The organism is Mycobacterium sp., assembly GCF_049585075.1.
Taxonomy (GTDB): domain Bacteria; phylum Actinomycetota; class Actinomycetes; order Mycobacteriales; family Mycobacteriaceae; genus Mycobacterium.
In genome coordinates, this window is record NZ_JBAUZA010000177.1 from 23,372 (window position 1) to 45,086 (window position 21,715).

Genomic DNA, 21,715 nt, shown 5'->3' on the forward strand with positions numbered 1-21,715 from the left:
GTGGTAGCTAACGGAGTTGCCGAGCAGTTTCCGCCGCACGTGCTGCGGCAATACGCCTTGCTCGCGGACGGGGAGCGGGGGATCCTGGTTGGCCCACGCGGCGACTTCTGCTGGATGTGCTTGCCGCACTGGGACAGCGCTGCGGTCTTCAATTCACTGCTAGGCGGTCGCGGCATCTACGCGGTTTCGCCGGACGAACCGCGATTCGTTTGGGGCGGATACTACGAGGGACGGTCGTTGATCTGGCGGTCCCGGTGGGTAACCAACGACGCGATTGTGGAAAGCCGCGAGGCACTGGTATTTCCGGGGAATCCGCACACCGCGGTAGTGCTGCGGCGCATCCGTGCACTGGATCATCCGGCCCGGGTGCGGATCACGCTCGACGTCCGTTCCGGCTACGGATCCGAGCCGATGAGCGACCTTTCGTGCGACGACGAAGTATGGACTGGGCGGTCCGGCAAGCTACGCTTCCGCTGGACCGGAGGGTTGCACGCGCGGCGGTGCGACGACGGGCGGCTGGAGGCGGTCCTGGACATCGCACCCGGCAGTGACCACGATTTGGTCTTGGAACTGTCCGACCGCGAGTTGAGTGCGCAGACAGTGCGTCCCGACGATGGCTGGCGAAGCACCGAAAATGCCTGGTATCAGTCGGTGCCGGAATTTTCCGCCACCTTGGCGGACGTGGATGTCCGAGCCTCCTACGCGGTGCTTCGCGGCTTGACCAGCAGTACCGGCGGGATGGTCGCCGCTGCGACCATGTCGCTACCGGAACGCGCGAAGCAGGGCCGCAACTACGACTACCGGTATTGCTGGATCCGGGATCAGTGCTATGCGGGGCAGGCTGTTGCTGCCGCCGGTGCCCACCCGCTGCTCGACGACGCGGTGCGCTACGTCAGCGAACGCATCCTTGCCGACGGGCCCGCGCTAAAACCCGCCTACTCGGCCGCAGGCGGGACGGTGCCAGAAGAGCGCGATTTGGACCTGCCGGGCTACCCGGGTGGCGCCGCCGACAAGCTGGGCAACTGGGTAACCGACCAATTCCAACTCGACGCATACGGCGAAGCACTACTGCTCTTTGCTGCTGCCGCCCGCCTGGACCGGATGGACCTGAACCACTGGCAGGCGGTCCAGATCGCCGTGGACGCAATCGAAAAGAGGTGGCGGGAGCCTGACGCCGGTATTTGGGAATTAGACAACCACCGCTGGGCACATTCTCGGCTGATGAGCGCTGCCGGGTTGCGGGCCATTAGCGCGGTGGCGCCACCACCTCAGGGCAGCGAATGGCAGCATCTAGCCGATCTGCTGGTTACCGATACCGACGGCGACTGCTTACACCCATCAGGCAGATGGCAACGGGCGCCTGGTGATTCACGGGTCGACGCGGCGTTGTTATTGCCGTCGATCCGCGGTGCAATCCCGCCAAATGATCCACGCACCGTCGCCACTCTCGAAACCGTCCGGGCCGAATTGAGTCAGGACGGATTCGTGTACCGATTCCGGCCGGACCAGCGTCCACTGGGCGAAGCTGAAGGTGCTTTTTTGCTCTGCGGATTCGTGATGGCGCTGGCCGATCATCAACAGGGTAACCACCTGGCCGCCGTACGCTGGTTCGAGCGCAACCGCACGGCCTGCGGTCCCCCTGGCCTGTTCACCGAGGAGTACGATGTGATGCAGCGCCAACTGCGCGGCAACCTGCCGCAGGCCTTCGTGCATGCGCTGATGTTCGAGACGGCGCATCGCCTAACCGAGCCGGGCGGTGCGGAAATCGGAGAAATCGGTTAGGCGTGTCGCAGGGCAGCGGCGATGACCTGTGCGATGTGCATCGGCTGGTGATCGGGTGAGAGCTCCCGGATTTGGGTGCGGCAGCTGAACCCGTCGGCAAGGACCAGCGCATCGGGATCGGCCTTGCGCAGTGCAGGCATCAGTTTGTCCTCAGCGCAGGCTACCGAGACGTTGTAATGTCCCTTCTCGAAGCCGAAATTACCTGCCAAACCGCAACATCCGGCGTCGAGGACATCGGGCTCGACACCCGCATCAACAAGCAGCTGCCGATCATCGCTGTAGCCCAGTATCGCGTGCTGGTGGCAATGCTGCTGGACTACCGCCTCGGCGTCGATGTGAGGCGGCTGCCAGCCAGGGGCCTTGTCCGCCAATACCTCTCCAAGGGTGTAAGTTTGCTTGGCCAACCGGTGCGCGTCCTCGTCGCCGTAGAGCAATTCGGGCAAATCTGATCGAAACACCGCAGCGCAGCTGGGCTCCAACAACACCACTGGCGTGCTGGTCCGCAGCGCCGGCCGTAGCGTCGTAAGTGTGCGGCGCAGAACCCGTTTGGCGGTCTTGAGCTGGCCGGTGGAGATCCAGGTCAGGCCGCAGCACACGGTCTGGCGCGGAACTTCGACAGCGAATCCCGCCGACTCCAGCACCGCGACAGCGGCTTTGCCGACCTCCGGGTCGAAATTGTTGACGAAGGTGTCCGGCCAAAGCAGCACCTGCCCGCGCGGCGCCGGCTTAGCCGCCGACCGCCGGTGATGGAACCAGGTGGTGAACCGCTCGTCAGCGAAGTTCGGCATCTCGCGATGGACGTCGATCCCGCCTGCCTTCTTCACCAGTGTCGAAAGTCCGCGGGTATGCGTGACGGTGTTGAGCAGTCCGGGCATGACCGCGGCCAGCCGCGCCCACAACGGTATCCAGCCCATCGAGTAGTGCGCCATCGGCCGCAGCCGCCGCCGATAGTGATGGAACAAGAACTCTGCCTTGTATGTGGCCATGTCGACGTCGACGGGGCAGTCACTGCGACAACCCTTGCAGGCCAAGCAGAGGTCGAGCGCATCGTGGACCTCGGAAGAGCGCCACCCGTCGGTGATCACGTCACCTTGCACCATTTCGAACAGCAGCCGCGCCCGCCCCCGGGTGGAGTGCTCTTCCTCGCCGGTGGCCCGGTAGCTGGGGCACATCACGCCGGATTCGTGGCCGCGGCACTTGCCGACCCCGACGCAGCGCGCGGCCGCGTGGGAGAACTTGTGGCCGTCGTCGGGATAGGCGAACATCGTCGCGGGTTCGGCCGGCCGGTAGCCCGCGCCGAAGCGGAGATTTTCGTCGAGCCGGTAAGGGTGCACCACCTTGCCGGTGTTCATCCGGTTATGCGGGTCGAACAGGGCCTTGGTCTGTTCGAACGCTCCGACCATCCGTTCGCCGAACATGATCGGCAACAGCTCGCCGCGGGACTGGCCGTCGCCGTGCTCGCCAGACAGCGAGCCGCCGTACGCCACCACCAGCCGCGCCGAATCTTCGACGAACGAACGGTATTTGGCGATGCCTTCGGCGTTGCGCAAGTCGAATGGGATACGGGTGTGAACGCAGCCCTGACCGAAATGCCCGTACAGCGAAGCACTTCCATAGTCGCAGCGGTCGAGCAACTTGTGGAAATCGCGCAGGTAATCGCCGAGCCGCTCCGGCGGCACAGCCGCGTCCTCCCAGCCCTCGTGGGTCTCTGGCTCGTTGGGCGGGTACGCGGTGGCGCCCAGCCCCGCTTCCCGAGCAGACCAGACTTCCTTCGCGCGGGCCGGGTCATCGAGGACCGTGACGCCGTTGTGCGGGACCTTTTTCAGCGCATCGATCATCGACTTGGCCTTGCGATCGGCGTCGTCCTGATCGTCGCCGTCGAGCTGCACCATCAGCCAGGCATCGCCATCAGGCAATTGACGCAGGGCCTTTTGCGCCAGGCGCTGCGAATTCTCCAGTTCGACAAGGCGATGATCCAAACCCTCCAGCGCCGCGGGATTGTGTTCCAGGATGGCCGGCACCGCGTCGGCAGCCGAGGCGATGTCGTCGAACCCCAAGACCGCCAGCGCGGTCGCCGCCGGCTGGCGCACCAATTGCAGCTCCGCGTGCAACACGGTAACCAGCGTGCTCTCTGAGCCGACCAACGCCTTGGCGACGTGAAAGCCGCTCTCCGGCAACAAAGAATCGAGGTTATAACCCGACACCCGCCGCGGGATGTTCGGATATGTCGACCGGATCTCGTCGGCGTACTTTTCTGCCAAAGCCTTCAGGCCGCGGTAGATTTCGGCGCGACGCCCACCTTCGTCGAGAATGGCGGCGAGCTTGTCGTCGTCGGTCGGGCCGACCCACATGCGCAGCCCGTCGTACGTCACCACCTCAAGGCGGCGCACCGAGTCGACCATCTTGCCGTATGCCTGCGCGCTGGCACCGCAGGAATTGTTGCCGATCATTCCGCCGATCGTGCAACTGACATGGGTAGAGGGTTTGGGCCCTACCATCCAGCCCGACGAGTCCAGTTCGTCGTTGAGCTGGTCGAGCTTGATGCCCGGCTCAACGACGACGATACCGGCATCGGTGTCGATCGAAGTGATGCGGGTGCAGTACTTGCTCCAGTCGATGACGACTCCCGCGTTACAGCACTGTCCGGCCAAACTCGTACCGCCACCGCGAGATAACACGGGCACCTCGTGCTGGCGGCACACCGCGAGGGCATCCACCGCGGCCTGGGGATTATGCGGCACGACCACGCCGATGGGCACCTGCCGGTAGTTGGACGCATCGGTGGAGTAGGTGGCCCGCGAACCGGGATCGAAGCGCACTTCTCCGTCCACGCGTTCGCGCAAGTCGGCTGCGAGCGCCTCGTAGACCCTGGGCGATGAGCTTGGACGTTTTGTTGTTATGCCCGCAGTCACGATTTCTCAGCTTTTCTTGTGCGGCAAGAACTCTTGCATTTTGGTTTTAAGACCGGTCTTGACAAAGCCGGTCCGGTCTTCGTCGCCAGCCAGCACGGCGGTGGTAGCCGCCTTGAACTGATCCCAGGTGGCGTGCGGCGGGATCGGAGGCATGTCGGGATCGGTGTAGACGTCCAGGACGGTGGGACGGTCGGCGGACAAGGCGTCACGCCAAACATCCGCGAGTTCCTCGGGATCCTTGACCGACGACGCGTTAAGCCCGAGTCCGGCGGCAAACGAGGCAAAGTCAACGTCGGGAAGGTTTTGCGATTCAGCGAATTTCGGCGCGCCGGCCATAGCGCGCATCTCCCAGGTGACTTGGTTGAGGTCGTTGTTGTGCAGGATCGCCACAATCAGGCGCGGATCATCCCACTCCCGCCAATATCGCTTGACGGTGATCAGCTCGGCCATGCCGTTCATCTGCATAGCACCGTCACCGCTGAACACGATGACCGGCCGGTCCGGTTGGGCGAATTTGGCTCCGATGCCATACGGCACACCGGGTCCCATGGTGGCCAGGGTGCCCGACAGCGAGCCGCGAATGTCACCGCGGAACCGCAAGTTGCGTGCATACCAGTTGGCCGCCGAACCGGAATCGGCTGTGACGATGGCATTGTCGGGCAGCTGGCGCGAGAGTTCGGAGAACAGCCGCAATGGGTTGACGGGGTCGGTGGCAACCATTGCCTCCTTGTCCATGGTTTGCCACCACCGTGCGACAGTTTTCTCGATGCCTTCCCGCCACGACCTGTCCTCCTTGCGCTTCAGCAGCGGAATGAGGGCCCGCAACGCGGCCTTGGCATCTGCGACAAGGTTGATCTCGTAGGGGTAGCGCATCCCGATGAACCGTCCGTCGATGTCGATCTGCACCGAGCGGCACTGCCCGAATTCCGGCATGAACTGGGTGTAGGGGAAGCTTGATCCCACTGTCAGCAGCGTGTCGCAGTCGCGCATCATCTCGTAGCTGGGCCGGGTGCCCAGTAGGCCGATCGACCCTGTCACCCAAGGCAATTCATCGGACAGCACATCCTTACCCAGCAGCGCCTTGGCTGCTCCAGCGCCGAGTAGGTCGGCAACTTCGGTGAGTTCTTTGCGCGCTCCGCGCGCGCCATTGCCCACCAGCATCGCCACCCGTTTGCCTTCGTTGAGGATGTCGGCGGCGCGGGCAATCGCTGCGTCGTCGGGTGCGATAGCCGGCCACTCGATGCCCAGGCTGGACGGCACCATCTTGAACGCATGAGTCGGCGGCGAATACGGCAATTCCTGTACATCGGACGGGATGATCAGCGCCGTCGGCACGCGTTGTGCCAACGCCACCCGGATAGCGCGATCGAGCACATTGGGCAATTGCTCTGGCACGGTAACCATTTGGACGTAGTCACTGGCGACGTCCTTGAACAGGCTCATCAGGTCGACCTCTTGTTGGTACGACCCGCCCATGGCGCTGCGGTTGGTCTGCCCGACGATGGCCACCACCGGCACGTGGTCGAGCTTGGCGTCGTAAAGACCGTTCAGCAGATGGATCGCGCCCGGCCCCGACGTCGCCATACAAATGCCGACACGGTTACTGAACTTGGCGTATCCGACCGCTTCGAACGCGCTCATCTCCTCGTGGCGCGATTGAATGAACATCGGTTGATTGTCTGCTCGCCCGAACGCGGCAAGGATTCCGTTGATCCCGTCGCCGGGATACCCGAAGACATGCTTTACATCCCATGCCCGCAGCCGCTCGAGTAGGTAGTCGCTGACTTCTTGCTTGGACATGGATTTTCCTCCTGATCATGGATTTTCAACGTTGCTAAGTTCGGCCGCACCGCGTCGTCGGCGCCATCGGCGCAGCTGTTGTGCGGCGACTCCCGCCCCGGCGGCAAGTGCAGCTGCCGCGCCGCCGAGAAGTCCGTGGTGCTGCGAGGCCCATAGTTGGATGCTGCGATTGCTGGATTGGTCGCCGAAAATGCCTCGGGCCCCGTAGTCTTCGCCGTTATGACCGTCGGCGGGTTCCCACAAATTCGCCGGCTGGTCGGGCGGTCTTTCATCTTCGGTCTGCTGTGAGTCGAAGCCCGTGCGGGCAAGGTAGCGATCTAACAGACCGGGCGCAATGGCGTTGGCGGCCAACGTGCCTGCCGTGCTGCCACCCACCCAGTACTCGCGGCGGCGAGGATGATCCGCCGCATACAGCACCGCCCGCGCGGCGACCTCGGGCTGGTAGATCGGCGGAACTGGCTGGGCCTGCTTCGGCAACCTGGATAGCACCCAGGAAAACTGCGGGGTGTTGACCGCGGGCATCGTCACCAGCGTGACGTGGACCTTGCTGCGCTCATGCAGCAGCTCGCAGCGCAGCGCCTCGTGAAATCCCTGAATCGCGTGTTTGGCTCCGCAGTAGGCACTTTGCAGCGGGATTCCCCGGTAGCCGAGCGCGGAGCCAACCTGTACGACGGTGCCGGTGTTTCGGGGCTTCATCCGCCGTAGCGCCGCCATGGTGGCGTAGACGTAGCCGAGATAGGTCACCTCGGTGACACGCCGGAACTCAGCGGGCGTGATCTCCGAAAACGGGGCGAACACCGACGTGAAGGCGACGTTCACCCACACGTCGACGGGTCCGAAGGCACGCTCGAGTTCCTCAGCGGCCGCCTCGCACTGCTCCGGGTCAGCAACATCGGTAGGTATCACGCAGGCCTTGCCGCCGGCAGCTTCGACATCCTGCGCCGCACCGGCGAGCCCTTTCTCGCCGCGCGCCACGAGGCCGACGTGTGCACCGCGGGCCCCAAATGCTTTCGCTGTGGCACGTCCGATCCCGCCGCTGGCCCCAGTGACCATCACAACCTGCCCCCGATGGGCAGCCTTGACACTTCCCACGCTCATCGAGATACCCGCAATTTATGGCGTTACTCCTGTTCACAGGCAGTTCACAGCGGTCAAATCGGGCCGGGTGCGACGTGATGTGCGCCGCCGGGTGTTTGAGGTGTTGCCGCGACGGGAAGGCCTGCCGGTGTTGCGAACTCAACAACCACCGAAAGGCAGATGAATTCAATGGGGGACAACAAGAGCGGGCCGCACGAAGCCGTCAAAGGCGTCGTCGAGGGCGTCAAAGGCAAAGCCAAGGAGGTTGCGGGATCGCTTGCTGGCCGTGATGACGTAGTCCGGGAGGGTAGAGCCCAGCAGGACAAAGCGGAAGCCCAGCGTGATGCGGCCCGCAAAGAAGCCAAGGCGGAGGCGGCGCGCGGCGCGGCAGCGGCCGCCGAAGAGCGGGAGAAGCGCGAGCAATAACCTAGGTCGCTGCGGGAGCTCGCGGGCTCCCGACATAGCCTGCCTAGCAACAAAGTTCACTGCGCCGAGATCGACGCCAGCGCCGAAAACCGGCGGTAACTCGGCGCTACCGTCAATCTCGGTGCAGGAGAGCGTAGTCCGAGGGCGCATAGAGGCCGCTCCCGGTGACCAGCGGCAGATCTAGCGTCGTCCGGATACCGGGCGGCGCCGCGACCACCGCCGGGATGGCGTTGACGATGCGGCCCGCCGCGGCGACGATCGCCGCGTGGTTGTGATCGCCCTTGGGGCTACTCGGGCAGATGTCCATGGTGTAGGACGGCTCGCCGACGATCTGCACCCGATACGAGCCGCCGGGCTGGGCGGGTTGCGCCCAGTCGGGTCGCAGGTCTTCTCGCAACCGGGTCACGTGCTCGACGACGATCGCGGGGTGGCCGTTGACCATGCCGCGGATCTCGAACTGCAGAGCGGCCATGGTCCCCTTGGCGATGCGTCCCACCGCGACGTCGAAGTCTTGCGGCGCCGGTTCGCGCTTGTGGGACTCGGTGATCTCGTCCAGCTCGATTCCCAGCCCCGCTGCGAGCTGACGGATCGCAGCGCCCCAGGCGATGCTGAGCACGCCGGGTAGCAGCAGCATCGGCACGTCGTCGAGGGGTCTGCCGAATCCCATGTAGTGCATGACCTCGGCGCCGTCGTAGGTCGCGTAGTCGGCGATCTCCATGCAGCGCACCTGCTCGACTTGCTGACAGGTGCTGGCGAGGACGAACGGCATCAGGTCGTTGATGAATCCCGGGTCGACACCATTGATGAAGAGGCTTGAGTTACCTTGCCGCGCAGCATCTTCAACGCGGGCGATGTATTTGTCTGGCATCACGCCCCACGGATACTGCAACATTCCCGGCGACGATCCGACGACGTTGCTGCCCGTGGCGAGGATGTGCATCACGTCCTTCATCGCCTCCGGGAGGCGGGTGTCACCCATCGCGCAGTACACGACACATTCCGGCCGGGTAGCGAGCACGGCATCAAGGTCGTTGACCGCCGCGATTCCGGTGGACACATCGACCCCGGCGAGTTCCCCGGCGTCCTTGCCGACTTTCTCCGGCGAAGAGACGCACAGCCCGGTCAGTTCGAATTGCGGATTGGTGACCAGCTCGGTCAACGCCAGACGACCGACGTTTCCGGTGCCGACATGGGCGACACGGATCGCCATGGGTGTCCTCCGTCCCTGGATGCGAGCGACAGACTTTCTAGACGCTAGTCCAGGGCGGGCGACGGTTATGCGTGGACGTCAGGCTCCGAAGCCTTGGTGCGGAGAAGCCGCGGGCGCGGGTGTACTGCCACCCGCACCGAGGTGGCTGACGGCGAAGTCCACTCCTTGGGAAATGACGCTCCCGTCGTCTGCGTAAGAATCGTGCGCGGCGAAGTTCATTCCCTCCGAGCAAATCGGGTCCTCAACGGCACACACCTGGATGGTCTTGGCCTGATACAGCGGGCCGATGACAACCTTGGGCTGGCCGAGAAACTCCATAGCTCTCACATTCGGTGCTCCGAACAGCACGACCGCGGCGACGTGGTTCGCTACGGCCGGGTCCAGCGGTTTGGGGAGAGTCGCCGGATCGACGTCAGGTGGTATCGAATCCGGGACGGCAGGCGAGGTGACGAAGCCCATCACGGCTGCGCCTTGGGAGTAACCGCCGAGCACCATCTTGGTGTTGGGGCAGGCTGACGCCTCGGAGACAACATGAGTGCCGGCGTCTCGAATACCGTCGATTCCGGTCGACCACTGTTCGCTGGCCGGGTAGTTCACCGGATAGACGTCCATCGACTTTCCGCCCAGGCGCGCGCGCAGGGAATCGACAAATGCCTGTCCGGTCGGGCCAAGACCGGGTTCCTCGCCGGTACCGCGGGCGAACACCACTTCGGTGTCAGGACAACCCGCGGCGGATGCGGGGGGAGCGGCAGCGACAGGAATGCCGAAGCTCAACGCTGCTAGTACCGGAAGACCCAAGAAACGATGCATATCGCCAATCATGCCGCAAAAGGTTCCCTCGCACATGCGGCTCCAAACCAAGAATTTCCTGGCAGAAATAGCGGCTGCCGAAACGCTCCTGAACAGCAGTTAACACCGGATGAAAGCAGCAGCGCGTGGCTGCTGCAAGCGTGGCCGTCAGTTGGCCCGTGGCGCAGAGTGATTCAACCCGATAGTGCGTCGACGTTCGTCGGCACCTCCGACAGCTTCACCAGCCGCACTTCCGGCCGCGCCGGGACCTCGTCGGCGAGAAACCACCGGAACGCGAGGTTGCCACGGGGATAGTCAAGTGTGGTCAGGGAATTCGGGTGCGCGGTCATACCGCGAGAGATGACGATCGTCGCCGACCCGTCTGAGTTGAGCACCGCGCTGTGGCCGTTGACCGAGCTGCGCGCATCGGTGACGCCGTGGGTGGCCATGAATTGGTTCCACACGACCAGGTTCCAGAACCTGCACCGCGGCGGCCGGTGGGTGATCACGAGCGCCTCGTCCTCGTCGAGCACGAAACTGCCGTAGGAATAACAGGCGTCGCGGGCCGACCAGCCGAAGTTGGCGTCCGGGACCTGATAGGGATCGGCGAATTGATTGGCCGCATGCGCGATCTCGTGCCCCAGCGCGTGCACGTCGTCGACCCGCGCGCCGACGGCCAGCGGGACGATCGCGAACATCGTGCGCAGCCAGATGGCGCTGGCCCGTAGCCGGGCGGCGGTCTCGGCATCGCCGTGCCGAATCGGTTTCGGTTCGTCGAGCGCCTCAATACGCCAATTGACCTTGCGACCGGTCAGCGGGTCGGCCTGGTAGTCGCGGGTCATCAGAACCGCTGCGTCGGGCGTGGGCCCGAGTTCAAACGAGAAGTTGCCGGCGTTGTCGATCTCGAGATCGTCGTCGCGCACGAGTGCCACAATGCGGTCCGACCACGCGCCAGGCGACGGCTCGTTGTAGGCGGTCAGCGAAAAGTAAACGCTGTTGCCGCGGTTGCCGCTGATCCGATATCGCCGTTTGGGGTCGACCGGGCACATGTAGTAGTAGGCGTCGGTGTTGTCGCCGCCCCATCGACGATCTCGTCGGAACGGAGTATTCACTGCGACGAACACCGGTCGACTGGGCTCAGCGAAGAGATAACTGTCGAACGCCACGCCAAGCGTGGTGGCGAGCATGCGGTAGCCATCGGCGATGTGGCGATCGTCGGTGACGGCACGGTCGCCCTCGAGAAAGGTGCGGTCGAGTCCGGCCAGGGTCTCGAGTAGCTCGCTCCAAGCCGCGGTGGACTCGTGCTCGCTTTTGGTCATGCGCTAATTCCTCTCGTTATGAACGCGGCGGTCCGGTCGACCCAGCAATCGTCGAGCGCGTCCCCGCGGGTGAGCAGCGCCAAGAATGTGGTGCCGGCGACGACCTCGACGATTTCGGCCGCGGTGACGTCGGGCCGTACTTCGCCGCGGGCGACGGCGTCGGCCAAGCGATCCGACAGTCCGCGCGACAGGATGTCGCCGAAGCGTTCGAGCAGCGCGGAGTGCAGGGTGAGGTCGGCAGCCATTTCACCGACGAGTCCGGGCAGTGCTGCCCGCGCGGCCGGCGTGGTGAGCACCTCCGCGGTGCGGCGCACCATCTCGCGCACGTCGCCGGCCAGCGACCCAGTATCGGGTAGCGCGGTCGCATCGCTGATCGGGAAAACCGCCTCGTGAACGAGGTGCGCCTTGCCGGGCCATCGTCGGTAGATCGCGGGCTTGCTGGTGCCAGCCCGCCGCGCGATCGCGTCGACCGAGAGGTCGGCGTAGCCGGTCTGCGCGAGCAGTTCGACGGTGGCCTGCAGTACCGCGCCGTCGATGCGCCTATCGCGGGGCCGGCCAATTTCTGTCGTCATTACGAAACTCAGAGTAACATAAGTCGCCGTGACCGATGCCGCTGCCGTTCTCGTGCACCTGGACGACCTTGCCGAGCCGCGTTTCAGCCCCCAAATCCAGCCGATCCGCGACCTCATGACGGCGATGGCGCCGGAGTGTCCGCTGGAAGCTGACGCGCTGCACGCCAAAGCCGCCGCCGATACCGGGCTTACCGACTTCGGGCCGGACGATTACCGGGAGCGCCTCGATGTCTACCTCGCGGCGGTGTCCGAGATCCGCGGCCTGCACGGGCCGGGAATCGTCAACTTCCATGCTCAGGTATTGCAGTGGCTCAAGAACCGGCTACTGCTCAACGATCTGCTGACGCGACACCCTGAGATTCATGACATCGAGCTGCTGCCGCCGGTCGTCATCGCGGGCCTGCCCCGCACCGGCACCACTCATCTGCACAACTTGTTGGCGGCGGCCACAACCTTTCGCACCATCCCGTACTGGGAGAGCGTCGAGCCATTTCCGCTCCCCGCCGAGGTGGGCATCGAGCCCGATCCGCGAAAAGCGCGCATGGACGCCGCCGTCGAGTTCATGAACGCCGCGATGCCGCACTTCCCGCTCATGCATGAGATGACCACCGAGCATGTCCACGAGGAGATCCAGCTGCTGGCCAATGACTTCTCCACGATGCTGTTCGAGACGCTCGGGCACGTGCCGCGGTGGCGCGACTACTACCTGACGCATGACCAGACAACGTCCTACCAACACCTGGCCGTCCAGTTAAAGGCGCTGCAGTTTCTTCGCGGCGGCCACCGTTGGTTGTTGAAGTCGCCACAGCACCTGGAGCAGTTGCCGGTGTTGAACGCCGTTTTTCCCGGCACGATCGTGGTGTGCACCCACCGCGACCCTGTGCCGGTAACACTGTCCATGCTGGCGATGCTCACCTACAGCGCGCGGATGCATTGTTCGCCGGTGCCGGTGCAGGAGATCGCGGCATCGTGGGTCCAGCGTTTGCAACTGATGCTCGATGCGCTTGTGCGCGACCGTGACATCATTCCGCCGGAGCGGTCGATCGACGTCCGCTTCGACGCCTTCATGGCCGACGAGCTCGGCGTCGCCGAACGGGTGTATGACCTAGCCGGCGAGGCGCTGACCGACGGGCCCCGCACGGCGATGGCCGATTATCTGCTAGCCCACCAGCGCGGGCGGTTGGGCCAGGTCGTGACGTCGGCCGAAATGTTCGGACTCGACGAGCAGGACCTGCGCAACCGGTTCGCCCGCTATCTGGAGCGCTTCTTGGCGTAGAGGCCCAACGACCTCGGTGGCGCTAGGCTGCCGCCGGTGGCTCGTCAGGAGCTGGCGCGGGCGGTTGGTTCCCTTCCGGCTCGGCGGGTGCCGGGGCGGGATCCGGTGGCGGAGGCAGTTCGTTCTGCACCGGCTCGACCGGAGGGGCTTCGGGAGCGGGCGGCGGGGGAGGCTCGGGAGCCACCGCGTCCGCCAGCACCGGACCGGGCGGCGGGGCATCCTGCGGTGCGCCGGGATCCAGCGGAAGGAACATGTGGTGGGTGAACTGGGACTGGTAAGCGCCGCCGCCACCGATGTGCACGCCGCCGCTTTCACCGCTGGAGACCGGCGTTCCATCCGGCAGCGTCACGGCCGTATGACCGCCATTCCAGCCGATCACTAGAGCGCCAGGGGCGGTCCCGTATTGGAAGCCGCGTGCCAACAAGGCTGATTCTTCATTCCCGGTATTGAACCGTTCGGCGAAAGCCGGGCGGTTTGTAGCGACATTCGATACCAGGGACGCCAGACCCGAACAGTCCGTTCCGGCCGGCGAATAGCCGTGGCTATACGGCGTGCCCGACATCTGGTCAAGCAGCGCCATGATCGTTTCTGCAAACATGGGCCGGGACATTAACAACAAGATCAAAGCCGGCCAAAAAATGTGTCGGCCATCACTTTGCATATTACTGAATGGTCTGCGCTACATTTCTACACAATATGCGCTGGTAGAAGCGGGTTAGGAATTACCTATTAGACACAAGTAAAAGATACCGTAATTGTTCACTCTTCGTGGTTTCGGTCTCAGATGCGCAACCTTACGACATAAATGGTTTCGGCGAAAGGGTTATTCCCGCTGGTAGCGATATTGGGGGGCGATGCCGCTTTCTCAGCTAATTTGAGGTTTCGATCACAACGCGGTTACGGCCGACGATTACTGGGCAGGCGGCAATTGCCGTGGGCCGTCACCCGCGCGCACCTCATGTGGTCCATGGCGCTCGGTCAGCCCGCGCTGCGCCGCCCGCTGCGTCAACGACACGTCATCCACATCCTTTGCGGATAGCCGCTCTGACATCACGGCTTGCGCGCCGTGATCGTCGTCGCTGGCGGCGATAGCGGCCGATCCGCCCGATGGCGCGGGGCGGGCACTCTCCTCGGTATCGACGACGACCTTGCGGGTGCGCCTGAGCGAGAAAGTGATTTCCTCGACTTCCTCGAGCACCTGACGCGCGGTGCGTAGCGGGTGGGTTGACGTATCGATCGCGCGGGCGACAAAGCCCGGCACCATCGGACGAATCCAGCGAGCGGCCGCTCTGGTGACATCGGGGATGGTCGGAATCGGCGAAGTGGCAGGCACGCCCCCAGATTCCAGTGCGGCGGGCAGGTTGGGTGTCTCGGCCGCACCGGTTTCCACGGTCGCGTCGGGCAATGCCGTCGCGGCACGGCTGGCCGCCTCAGCCTCGGCGGCGATCGGTAGGTAGATGTCTTCGGCCACCGGCTCAGCGACGGGCGGTGCGCCTTTCAACTCTGCGCTCACGCGCTGACGAAGCTGCGCGCGGTCGATCTCGGTCTGTGCCTCGATGGCCATCCGGGCTTGCGCGAGTTGCTGTTCGGCCCACATCGTTTCGGCGGCCGCGCGCACCTCGGCTCGTTTGATCGCGATTGCGGTCTCCGCCTCCAGCTCGGCGCGTTCGCGTTCAGCGCGGGCTCTGGCCTGACGATCGTGGGCCGTTTCACCGCGCCATAGCCGCAGTATCAAAGGGAACAAGCTCAACAGCGTGAAGAACGCGATCGCCAAGAGTCGCAGCATTAGTGCGCCGGCGCCGGCCAGCGTGAGGTCCTGCATTGCCAGCCACCGCGCGCCCAGGCCGTGGTCGGCGTCGGCGGTCGCGGATTGCTGCGCCCGTGCGAGGGTCCGCTCGCCGTCGCCGATTTTCGAGTCCAGCTCGGCTGATTGCCGGTCACGAGCAGCCGTGGCGGTGTCCAGTTCTCGCTGGGAGTCTGCGAGAAGCTCATTGGCTGTTCGGGTTTCGGGCCCGGAGCCGGGCACCCCGGTGATGCGGGTTTGCGGACAGGCCGGGCTCGGATGGTATTCGCAGCGCGCCACTACCAGTGCCTCGTCGCGGTGACTGCGGGCGGTATCGACCGCCGTGTCAAGCGCGACCCGCGCCTTGCGTAGTTGCGCCAGGCTGGTGGATGTCTGCACGACGGTCGGTGCCGCGTCGACGCTGCGCGCGGCCTGTAGTTCCAGATGACGATCGATCGACCCGGAGAACAGCGCCAGAGCGGCGATCTCGCCCACGACCATACCGACGGCGGCCGCCACCAGTCCGCGGCCCACGATTGTGCGCAGTCCGCGCATCGGTCCGCTGGCTACGCCGCGGGTGATCGCGCCGACCAGCAGGCTAAAGATCAGCGTGAACGGCATTATGGCCGGCACCGGCCAGCGCGTTGCTTGCAGCACAGCGAGCGTCGCCACCAGCCAGCACAGAGCGGCATCCAAGATCACGACTATGCCGGCGATCGCGTGCGCGGACCGCTCGTGACGCTCGTCGAGTTCGCGGCGCTCTCCGCCGCCGACCCAGGTGAGCAAGGCTTGAATTTGCGAGCCGCCGGTTCGCGGTTCGGTCACTTTGTGGGCGCACATCGGATGCGAAAACACCTCCAGGTTCTGCCAGCCTGACAGGCCGAGGCCGGGATAGAAGAATCAGCGGGTGGATGTGTGGCGCGGTTAACAACACGGCCGAAATCGCCCAGCCCGGTTCGCGCCGGTGCGACAGCCGAATTGTCTCATAGCCCGCGCCGACGACGATTTAATGGGCAGCGATGACGATTTAATGGGCAGCGATGAGGTGAGGGCACCTCCCGCTTGCGGGGGCAAGCGGCGCTGACAACCGTGGCCGCAAAGGCTGTCAGCGTGCGACGTTTGGCGTACCGACGCGAATGGGTAACTCTTCAGCAAATGACTGCGGGCATAAGGAGCACGGTGTGACATTGCGGCGGTTGGTTCTGGTGGTGGGGGCGGTGGTCCTGGTCGTCGGGATCATCGGACTATTTGTGCCAGTGTCGGTGTCGGACGGCAACGGCGGCAGCCTCGGATGCGGAAGCGCCGCGGTCTCGAACCTATCCAGCGCTCAAGAGGCAAACAACAAGTCAGTAGCAAGCATCCCGTTTCTTAACGAGATAATCCCGCACACCGATTTTGTTGCCGAGTGCCAGTCAGCGCTTTCCAAGCAGCGGAGGTGGACCATTCCGGTAACCGTGATCGGCGCGATCGTCGTGGTCGCAGCATATTTCGTGCGAACAGGCCGATCCGCCGCCGTCGGCGGCATCTGACATCTGCCAATCAGGTTCGACAACAACCACTTTCGAGCCTCATCGCTCAGCTCTGCGCGACGCGTTTGATCATCCGCGCGGTGGCTCGCTCGATTGTTTCGCGCTTTGCCTCCGGCGTCCGCTGACGTTTGATTCTGCGTAATGCCGGGGCGATGGTGACGCCTTGCTCGTAGGCGGTGACGACGCGTGGATCCACATAGGAGCTCCGCGCCACCGCCGGTGTATTACCCAATTCTTCTGCCACCGCGCGCATCACGGCCGCCTCTTCGCGACGGCGAGCCGTCTTTGACGTCGGCTCTCGGGCGATGGCGAAGGCCTCAGCGGCCAGCACCGTGCCGTGCCAGGTCCGCAGATCCTTGACACTGAACTCGTCACCCACCAGCTCCCGAAAGCGGGTGTTGAGGTCGTCGGCGTGTACTTCCGACCAGCCATCTGTACTGCGATATACCAACAGCCGCGGAATCTTCGTTTCGGCGCGCAACAGCGATCCAACTGCCTTGATCACCAGCGGGTCTTCGAGGGAAATCGTCCGGCGCACCCCACTTTTCGCCGGATAGTCAAATTCCACGCAGCCCCTTTTGAGCCGCACATGGTCACGACGCAGTGTGGCCAGCCCGAAGCTGCCGTTCTCTTGCGCGTACTCCTCACCGCCGGCCCGGAAGTAGCCCTGATCAATCAAATGCTGGGCCAGTGCCAGCACGCGATCGCGTCCCAGCCCGCGACTACGTAGATCGGAGAGAAGGTGCAGGCGCCAGTCAGGCAGATGTTTGGCCAAGCTGACCGCCCGGTCGTACTTCTCCTCGGACCGCTCGGCCTGCCATTGCTCGTGGTAGATGTACTGGCGGCGGCCGGCGTCGTCAGTGCCGACCGCCTGGATGTGACCATTGGGGTGCGGGCAGATCCACACGTTCTTCCACGCCGGCGGGATAACCAGCGCCTCGATCCGCGCCAAGCATTCCGGGTCGTCGACGCAGTCGCGCTCGGCGTCGACATAGGAAAAGCCGCGGCCCCGGCGAATACGACGAAATCCTGGGCCGCCGACGGTGCTTTTCCGCAACCTCATCTGTGCGTGTCCGGCAGCTGCGTATTCATCGCTCTGGTTTACCCACGGCGGTATTTGCTTAACACCACTGGCAGGGCGGGCGTCGGCCGACACGATGGGATCAGCCGCGGTGTCGGAAGGCGACATGAGACGGTATGTAGTTATGCAGGGCTATGACTACGTCAGCTACGAGGCTTTTGGGCGGCGATTTTTCGAAGTGGCCGTCACCGAGGAACGTGTCGGCGCCGCGTTCGCGGCGTTCGCCGGCACCGAGTTTGACATGCCTCCGATGGCCCAGGGGCCGGGCAAACTCGCCAAAGTCAGCGCCAGGGTGACGATCAAGGAGCCTCAGGTCAGCCGTAACGTCGGCGACAGCATCACTTGTGACATCCACATCCCGCTGCTGATCGATCTGCTTGTCGACCTACGGTTGGACAAACAGCGGTTTCGGGTTAACGGCGATATCGCGTTGACCGCGACCGCGCGCGCCGCCGAACCGCTCCTGCTGATCGTCGACGTGGCCAAGCCACGATCGTCGGATATCACCGTCCAGGTGTCGTCGACGAGCATCCGGGGCGAGCTGTTGCGCATCGTGGCCGGGGTTGACGGGGAGATCCGACGCTTCATCGCGCACTACGTCGGCGACGAAATCGACTCGCCGCAATCGCAAAAAGCGCAAGTCATCGACGTAGCAGACCAACTCGATCAGACCTGGACCGGCATCTGACCCCGGTTTATCGCCCACCCACCCCCGGGTATGCCGCTCCGGTGGCCCGAGTAGATGTTTCGACGTCGTCGGATTTGGCGCCGGAATCAGCCTGGAAGCTGGCGTGCGATCTGAATCGGTTCGGCGACTGGATGACGATATTTGCCGGTTGGCGCAGTCCGGTTCCATCCAAGATCAGCAAGGGCACGCACGTGTCGTCGTGCGTGAAGGTGAAGGGTTTTCGTAACGTCATCCATTGGACGGTCACTCGGTACGACGAGCCGGAAGTGATCGAATTGTCGGGCCGTGGCCGTGGCGGGATTCGGATCGCGGTAGCGATGACGGTCGCTGACAACCATCCCGGGTCCACGTTTCATCTGACCGCTGATTTGTCGGGGGGTCTGTTGAACGGGCCGATCGGGAAGCTGGTCGCCAGGATCATCAAGTCCGATGTGCATGAGTCGGTTTGCAACTTGGCTGCCCTGCAATAACCGCGCGCCGGTGCCGCCGGACAGACCCGCACCTTGAGCACGTCCGCGTCGTCGCCGCGAGCTGATCGGAACTGGGCGAGCTTAGTCGACGCCCCCGTCGTGGGCCCCGACCCATGCCCGTTGAACGTGGCGGATTCGGCGCGAGTCCATGCCCAGCCAGGCGAAGCCGGCGCCCGTCGCAAGCAACGCGACAACGGCTGCGCCCACTCCGACGCCGACCGCTCGGTCAGCGAAGCTGGCCAGGCAAACCACCAAAGCCACCACGCCAGTGGCCAATAGGAAAAGGCCGGGCGTCTTTGCGCCGCTCTTCATCGATTCGCCGGCGCGTGGCTGTGTGGTCCGGTGGTGATCGATAGGGTCGCGCGAGGTGTCTCCCATTCCGGTCTACTACCCGGATCGGGGAGCGAGAAAACGACTCCCGGGCGGAAGCGGCGAAACCCGACAACAACGCGCGCAGCGGTGCTGGTCGCTAGAGTGGAAACGATGACTTCGGTCGTAGTTGTGGGCAGCGGATTTACCGGCTTCGAGTGTGCACGCCGACTGGTCCGGCGATTACGCAGATCGGACGTGGACGTCACGATCATCTCCCCGGTCGACTACATGCTCTACACACCGCTGCTGCCCGACGTGGCGGGCGGAGTCGTCGACCCGCGGTTCGTGACAATCCCGCTGGCTGGGACGCTCAACGGGGTGCGCAAAGTGCGTGGACGGGTCGACAAGGTCGACTTCGAGCAGCGCCGGCTGCAATTCACCGACCTGGAACAGCGTTCCCGCGAGATGTCGTGGGACCGGCTGGTGTTGACGCCCGGGTCGGTGACCCGCTTGTTCGATATACCTGGATTAGCCCATTACGCAAGGGGTTTGAAGTCAACAGCTGAAGCGCTCTACTTGCGCGACCATGTTCTGGAGCAGCTGGAGTTGTCATCCCTCGAAGACGACCCCAAGCTCGCGGAAGCCCGTCGCACGATCGTGGTGGTTGGAGCGTCCTATTCCGGTACCGAACTGGTGGTGCAGCTTCGCGCACTGGCCGACGCCGCAGCCAAGCAGATGGTCTTTGACGCGCCCGACGTGAAATTCGTACTGCTTGACCTTGCCGAGCAGGTGATGCCCGAGGTGGGTGAGAAGTTGGGCGCTCGGGCGATGCGGGTGCTGCGGCGCCGTGGAGTTGACGTGCGGCTAGGCCTGACGCTCAACGAAGTTCACCCGGATCACGTTGTGCTAAGTGATAACTCGCGGATAGACACCCGAACAGTGGCATGGGTGACCGGAGTGAGCGCCGCCCCGCTCATCGAGACGCTGGGCCTGCCGACCGAGAAGGGCCGGCTGAAGGTGCAGACCGATTTTGAGGTGCCCGGGCACCCTGATGTGTTCGCCGCCGGCGATGCCGCCGCAGTGCCCGACGTGACGCAACCTGGCAAGATCACACCCCCCACCGCCCAGCACGCGATTCGTCAAGGCAAGGTGCTCGCCGACAACGTGGCCGCCAGTCTCGGGCACGGGAAGAAGCGCGAATACAAGCACCGCAACCTGGGGTTGGTGGTCGATCTTGGACCCCATCGGGCCGTGGCGAATCCGCTGGGCGTTCCGCTGTCCGGCTATCCGGCGAAATTCGTCACCCGGGCCTACCACTTGTACGCCATTCCGCGAGGCGTCAACCGCTGGGCGGTTACGTTGGCCTACCTGACCGATGTCTTGTTCCCGCGGACCCTGGTATCGCTGGGGCTGTCGACACAAAGCGATGCGGAATTCTCGACCAGCGAAGGCATTCCGCTGCCGAAAACCGACTGAGGCCATCACCACGGGTTAGGTTCCGCCGATGCAGTTTGTGGTGGCAGGATATGGAAGTCGCGGAGACGTCGAACCCTGCGCCGCCGTCGCTGCCGAACTGCTGCGCCGCGATCACGATGTGCGAATGGCGGTGCCGCCGAACCTGCTCGACTTCATCGAATCGGCAGGGCTTTGTGGAGTCTCCTACGGACCGGACTCGCGTGAGGAGATGAACCCGGGCTCGGATTTGGTCCGCAAGATAGCGCCGAGGATGCGGAATCCGATCAGCGTGGTGCCCGAAGTTGTCGAGCATGTCACCCAGGTCAAGCTCGAAAAGGGCGCGACGCTATCCGCGCTGGCAAAGGGGGCCGATTTGGTATTGGCGAGCTTCAACGAACAAGGGCTGGCCGCCAATGTCGCAGAGCATTACGGGGTCCCGGTAGCTGCGCTGCACCTCTTCCCGGAGCGGATTTGGTCATCTGGCTGGCTGTTTTCGCGGATGACGAAGGTCGCCGAAGACGCTCAACGCCGGGCGCTGGGCTTACCGGAGGCAACCGCGCCCTCGACGCCACCGCTGGAAATCCAGACCTACGACGAGTTCTGCTTGCCCGAGCCGGCAGGCCAATGGGTCGAAGCAGATCGCAGCCGGCCCTTTGTCGGAGCGCTCACCCTGGAATTGCCGACGGACACCGATTACGAGGTTCTTTCGTGGATTGCCGCGGGAACACCGCCCGTCTACTTCGGTCTCGGCAGTACGCCCATCGGGTCCGCGGCTGAGACCTTTGCGATGATCAGCGCGGCCTGCGCCCGGGTAGGGGAGCGGGTGTTGATTTGCTCCGGGCCCAATGACCCCGCCACCGTCGAGCATTCCGATCACGTCAAGGTTGTAGAAGCGGTGAACCACTCGGCGATCTTTCCCGCGTGCCGTGCCGTCGTGCACCACGGCGGCGCGGGCACCACGGCCGCGGCCCTGCGCGCCGGAATCCCAACCTTGGTCATTTGGCAGTGGCTGGATCAGCCGTTCTGGGCCGCTGCGGTGCAACAACTGGAAGTTGGCTTCGGGCGGCGTTTTTCGGATACCACGGTGGAAACACTGGTTGCCGACTTGCGCCTGCTGCTAAGCGCGCAATACGCCACCCGGGCCCGCGAGATTGCCGTCCGAATGACCAAACCCGCCGAAAGCCTCGCCAAGGCCGCCGATTTGTTAGAAGAGATCGCGCGCCAGGGACGCTGA

At 64.2% G+C, this 21,715-nt stretch carries 19 protein-coding genes; 8 read left to right on the plus strand and 11 right to left on the minus strand.

What is annotated here, in order from left to right; all coding sequences use genetic code 11:
* Positions 1 to 1,782, plus strand: coding sequence for a glycoside hydrolase family 15 protein (locus tag WB785_RS08260; RefSeq protein WP_424078406.1), 1,782 nt, complete (start codon positions 1 to 3; stop codon positions 1,780 to 1,782).
* Here WB785_RS08260 and WB785_RS08265 read toward each other — a convergent pair.
* Genes WB785_RS08265 through WB785_RS08275 form a run of 3 tightly spaced genes read right to left on the minus strand, consistent with a single transcriptional unit; the run spans position 1,779 to position 7,592 of the window.
* The gene (locus WB785_RS08265; protein WP_424078384.1) at positions 1,779 to 4,694 is read right to left on the minus strand and encodes an FAD-binding and (Fe-S)-binding domain-containing protein; all 2,916 of its coding nucleotides are present in this window, start codon (positions 4,692 to 4,694) and stop codon (positions 1,779 to 1,781) included. The genes WB785_RS08260 and WB785_RS08265 overlap by 4 nt on opposite strands.
* A gap of 6 nt (positions 4,695 to 4,700) precedes the next feature.
* On the minus strand, positions 4,701 to 6,494 hold the full coding sequence (locus tag WB785_RS08270) for a thiamine pyrophosphate-requiring protein (RefSeq protein WP_424078386.1): 1,794 nt from the start codon (positions 6,492 to 6,494) through the stop codon (positions 4,701 to 4,703).
* 15 nt (positions 6,495 to 6,509) lie between these two features.
* Positions 6,510 to 7,592 (minus strand): SDR family oxidoreductase, encoded by a 1,083-nt coding sequence (locus WB785_RS08275; protein WP_424078387.1) that lies wholly within the window; start codon positions 7,590 to 7,592, stop codon positions 6,510 to 6,512.
* Positions 7,593 to 7,760: 168 nt separating this feature from the next.
* Here WB785_RS08275 and WB785_RS08280 point away from each other — a divergent pair, with 168 nt between their 5' ends.
* Positions 7,761 to 7,997, plus strand: coding sequence for a CsbD family protein (locus WB785_RS08280; protein WP_424078408.1), 237 nt, complete (start codon positions 7,761 to 7,763; stop codon positions 7,995 to 7,997).
* Between the two features lie 112 nt (positions 7,998 to 8,109).
* On the opposite strand, the gene WB785_RS08285 is transcribed toward WB785_RS08280, so the two are convergent.
* The 4 genes from WB785_RS08285 to WB785_RS08300 all read right to left on the minus strand — a co-directional run bounded on the left by WB785_RS08285 (position 8,110) and on the right by WB785_RS08300 (position 11,887).
* Entirely contained in the window at positions 8,110 to 9,207 is a 1,098-nt protein-coding gene (locus tag WB785_RS08285) for a diacylglycerol kinase (protein WP_424078388.1), read from the minus strand.
* A gap of 78 nt (positions 9,208 to 9,285) precedes the next feature.
* Positions 9,286 to 10,017, minus strand: coding sequence for a cutinase family protein (locus WB785_RS08290; RefSeq protein ID WP_424078389.1), 732 nt, complete (start codon positions 10,015 to 10,017; stop codon positions 9,286 to 9,288).
* A 173-nt stretch (positions 10,018 to 10,190) separates the two neighbouring features.
* Positions 10,191 to 11,315, minus strand: a complete 1,125-nt coding sequence (locus WB785_RS08295; RefSeq protein WP_424078390.1) for a DUF1214 domain-containing protein — start codon at positions 11,313 to 11,315, stop codon at positions 10,191 to 10,193.
* Positions 11,312 to 11,887, minus strand: coding sequence for a TetR/AcrR family transcriptional regulator (locus WB785_RS08300; protein ID WP_424078391.1), 576 nt, complete (start codon positions 11,885 to 11,887; stop codon positions 11,312 to 11,314). Before WB785_RS08300 ends, WB785_RS08295 begins: the two co-directional genes overlap by 4 nt.
* A 28-nt stretch (positions 11,888 to 11,915) precedes the next feature.
* On the opposite strand from WB785_RS08300, the gene WB785_RS08305 reads away from it, so the two are divergent.
* Positions 11,916 to 13,163 (plus strand): sulfotransferase family protein, encoded by a 1,248-nt coding sequence (locus WB785_RS08305; RefSeq protein WP_424078392.1) that lies wholly within the window; start codon positions 11,916 to 11,918, stop codon positions 13,161 to 13,163.
* A 22-nt stretch (positions 13,164 to 13,185) separates the two neighbouring features.
* Here the strand turns inward: WB785_RS08305 and WB785_RS08310 are convergent, their stop codons facing one another.
* Both WB785_RS08310 and WB785_RS08315 read right to left on the minus strand, forming a co-directional pair.
* Entirely contained in the window at positions 13,186 to 13,761 is a 576-nt protein-coding gene (locus WB785_RS08310; RefSeq protein WP_424078393.1) for a peptidoglycan endopeptidase, read from the minus strand.
* Positions 13,762 to 14,073: 312 nt separating this feature from the next.
* Positions 14,074 to 15,786, minus strand: a complete 1,713-nt coding sequence (locus WB785_RS08315; RefSeq protein WP_424078394.1) for a DUF4407 domain-containing protein — start codon at positions 15,784 to 15,786, stop codon at positions 14,074 to 14,076.
* 341 nt (positions 15,787 to 16,127) lie between these two features.
* Here WB785_RS08315 and WB785_RS08320 point away from each other — a divergent pair, with 341 nt between their 5' ends.
* Positions 16,128 to 16,475, plus strand: a complete 348-nt coding sequence (locus tag WB785_RS08320; RefSeq protein WP_424078396.1) for an aminopeptidase — start codon at positions 16,128 to 16,130, stop codon at positions 16,473 to 16,475.
* Between the two features lie 46 nt (positions 16,476 to 16,521).
* Here the strand turns inward: WB785_RS08320 and WB785_RS08325 are convergent, their stop codons facing one another.
* Positions 16,522 to 17,538, minus strand: a complete 1,017-nt coding sequence (locus tag WB785_RS08325; protein WP_424078409.1) for a DNA topoisomerase IB — start codon at positions 17,536 to 17,538, stop codon at positions 16,522 to 16,524.
* Between the two features lie 142 nt (positions 17,539 to 17,680).
* On the opposite strand from WB785_RS08325, the gene WB785_RS08330 reads away from it, so the two are divergent.
* A complete protein-coding gene (locus tag WB785_RS08330; RefSeq protein WP_424078410.1) occupies positions 17,681 to 18,244 on the plus strand; it encodes a hypothetical protein in 564 nt (187 codons plus the stop codon).
* 41 nt (positions 18,245 to 18,285) lie between these two features.
* Positions 18,286 to 18,714 carry a type II toxin-antitoxin system Rv0910 family toxin gene (locus WB785_RS08335; protein ID WP_424078398.1) on the plus strand — a complete coding sequence of 143 codons (429 nt, stop codon included), beginning with the start codon at positions 18,286 to 18,288 and terminating at the stop codon, positions 18,712 to 18,714.
* A gap of 81 nt (positions 18,715 to 18,795) precedes the next feature.
* Here WB785_RS08335 and WB785_RS08340 read toward each other — a convergent pair whose 3' ends face one another.
* Positions 18,796 to 19,092, minus strand: a complete 297-nt coding sequence (locus WB785_RS08340) for a LapA family protein (protein ID WP_424078399.1) — start codon at positions 19,090 to 19,092, stop codon at positions 18,796 to 18,798.
* Positions 19,093 to 19,197: 105 nt separating this feature from the next.
* Here WB785_RS08340 and WB785_RS08345 point away from each other — a divergent pair, with 105 nt between their 5' ends.
* Complete coding sequence (locus tag WB785_RS08345; protein WP_424078401.1) at positions 19,198 to 20,502, plus strand: NAD(P)/FAD-dependent oxidoreductase; 1,305 nt, start codon at positions 19,198 to 19,200, stop codon at positions 20,500 to 20,502.
* A gap of 28 nt (positions 20,503 to 20,530) precedes the next feature.
* The gene (locus WB785_RS08350) at positions 20,531 to 21,715 is read left to right on the plus strand and encodes a glycosyltransferase (protein WP_424078402.1); all 1,185 of its coding nucleotides are present in this window, start codon (positions 20,531 to 20,533) and stop codon (positions 21,713 to 21,715) included.

Coding starts and splice junctions, on each gene's coding strand:
- WB785_RS08270 (WP_424078386.1), bottom strand. CDS start 6,494: ATGTCCAAGCAAGAAGTCAGCGACTACCTACTCGAGCGGCTGCGGGCA.
- WB785_RS08275 (WP_424078387.1), bottom strand. CDS start 7,592: ATGAGCGTGGGAAGTGTCAAGGCTGCCCATCGGGGGCAGGTTGTGATG.
- WB785_RS08280 (WP_424078408.1), top strand. CDS start 7,761: ATGGGGGACAACAAGAGCGGGCCGCACGAAGCCGTCAAAGGCGTCGTC.
- WB785_RS08285 (WP_424078388.1), bottom strand. CDS start 9,207: ATGGCGATCCGTGTCGCCCATGTCGGCACCGGAAACGTCGGTCGTCTG.
- WB785_RS08290 (WP_424078389.1), bottom strand. CDS start 10,017: ATGCATCGTTTCTTGGGTCTTCCGGTACTAGCAGCGTTGAGCTTCGGC.
- WB785_RS08295 (WP_424078390.1), bottom strand. CDS start 11,315: ATGACCAAAAGCGAGCACGAGTCCACCGCGGCTTGGAGCGAGCTACTC.
- WB785_RS08300 (WP_424078391.1), bottom strand. CDS start 11,887: ATGACGACAGAAATTGGCCGGCCCCGCGATAGGCGCATCGACGGCGCG.
- WB785_RS08310 (WP_424078393.1), bottom strand. CDS start 13,761: ATGTTTGCAGAAACGATCATGGCGCTGCTTGACCAGATGTCGGGCACG.
- WB785_RS08315 (WP_424078394.1), bottom strand. CDS start 15,786: ATGTGCGCCCACAAAGTGACCGAACCGCGAACCGGCGGCTCGCAAATT.
- WB785_RS08325 (WP_424078409.1), bottom strand. CDS start 17,538: ATGAGGTTGCGGAAAAGCACCGTCGGCGGCCCAGGATTTCGTCGTATT.
- WB785_RS08330 (WP_424078410.1), top strand. CDS start 17,681: ATGCAGGGCTATGACTACGTCAGCTACGAGGCTTTTGGGCGGCGATTT.
- WB785_RS08340 (WP_424078399.1), bottom strand. CDS start 19,092: ATGGGAGACACCTCGCGCGACCCTATCGATCACCACCGGACCACACAG.
- WB785_RS08345 (WP_424078401.1), top strand. CDS start 19,198: ATGACTTCGGTCGTAGTTGTGGGCAGCGGATTTACCGGCTTCGAGTGT.
- WB785_RS08350 (WP_424078402.1), top strand. CDS start 20,531: ATGCAGTTTGTGGTGGCAGGATATGGAAGTCGCGGAGACGTCGAACCC.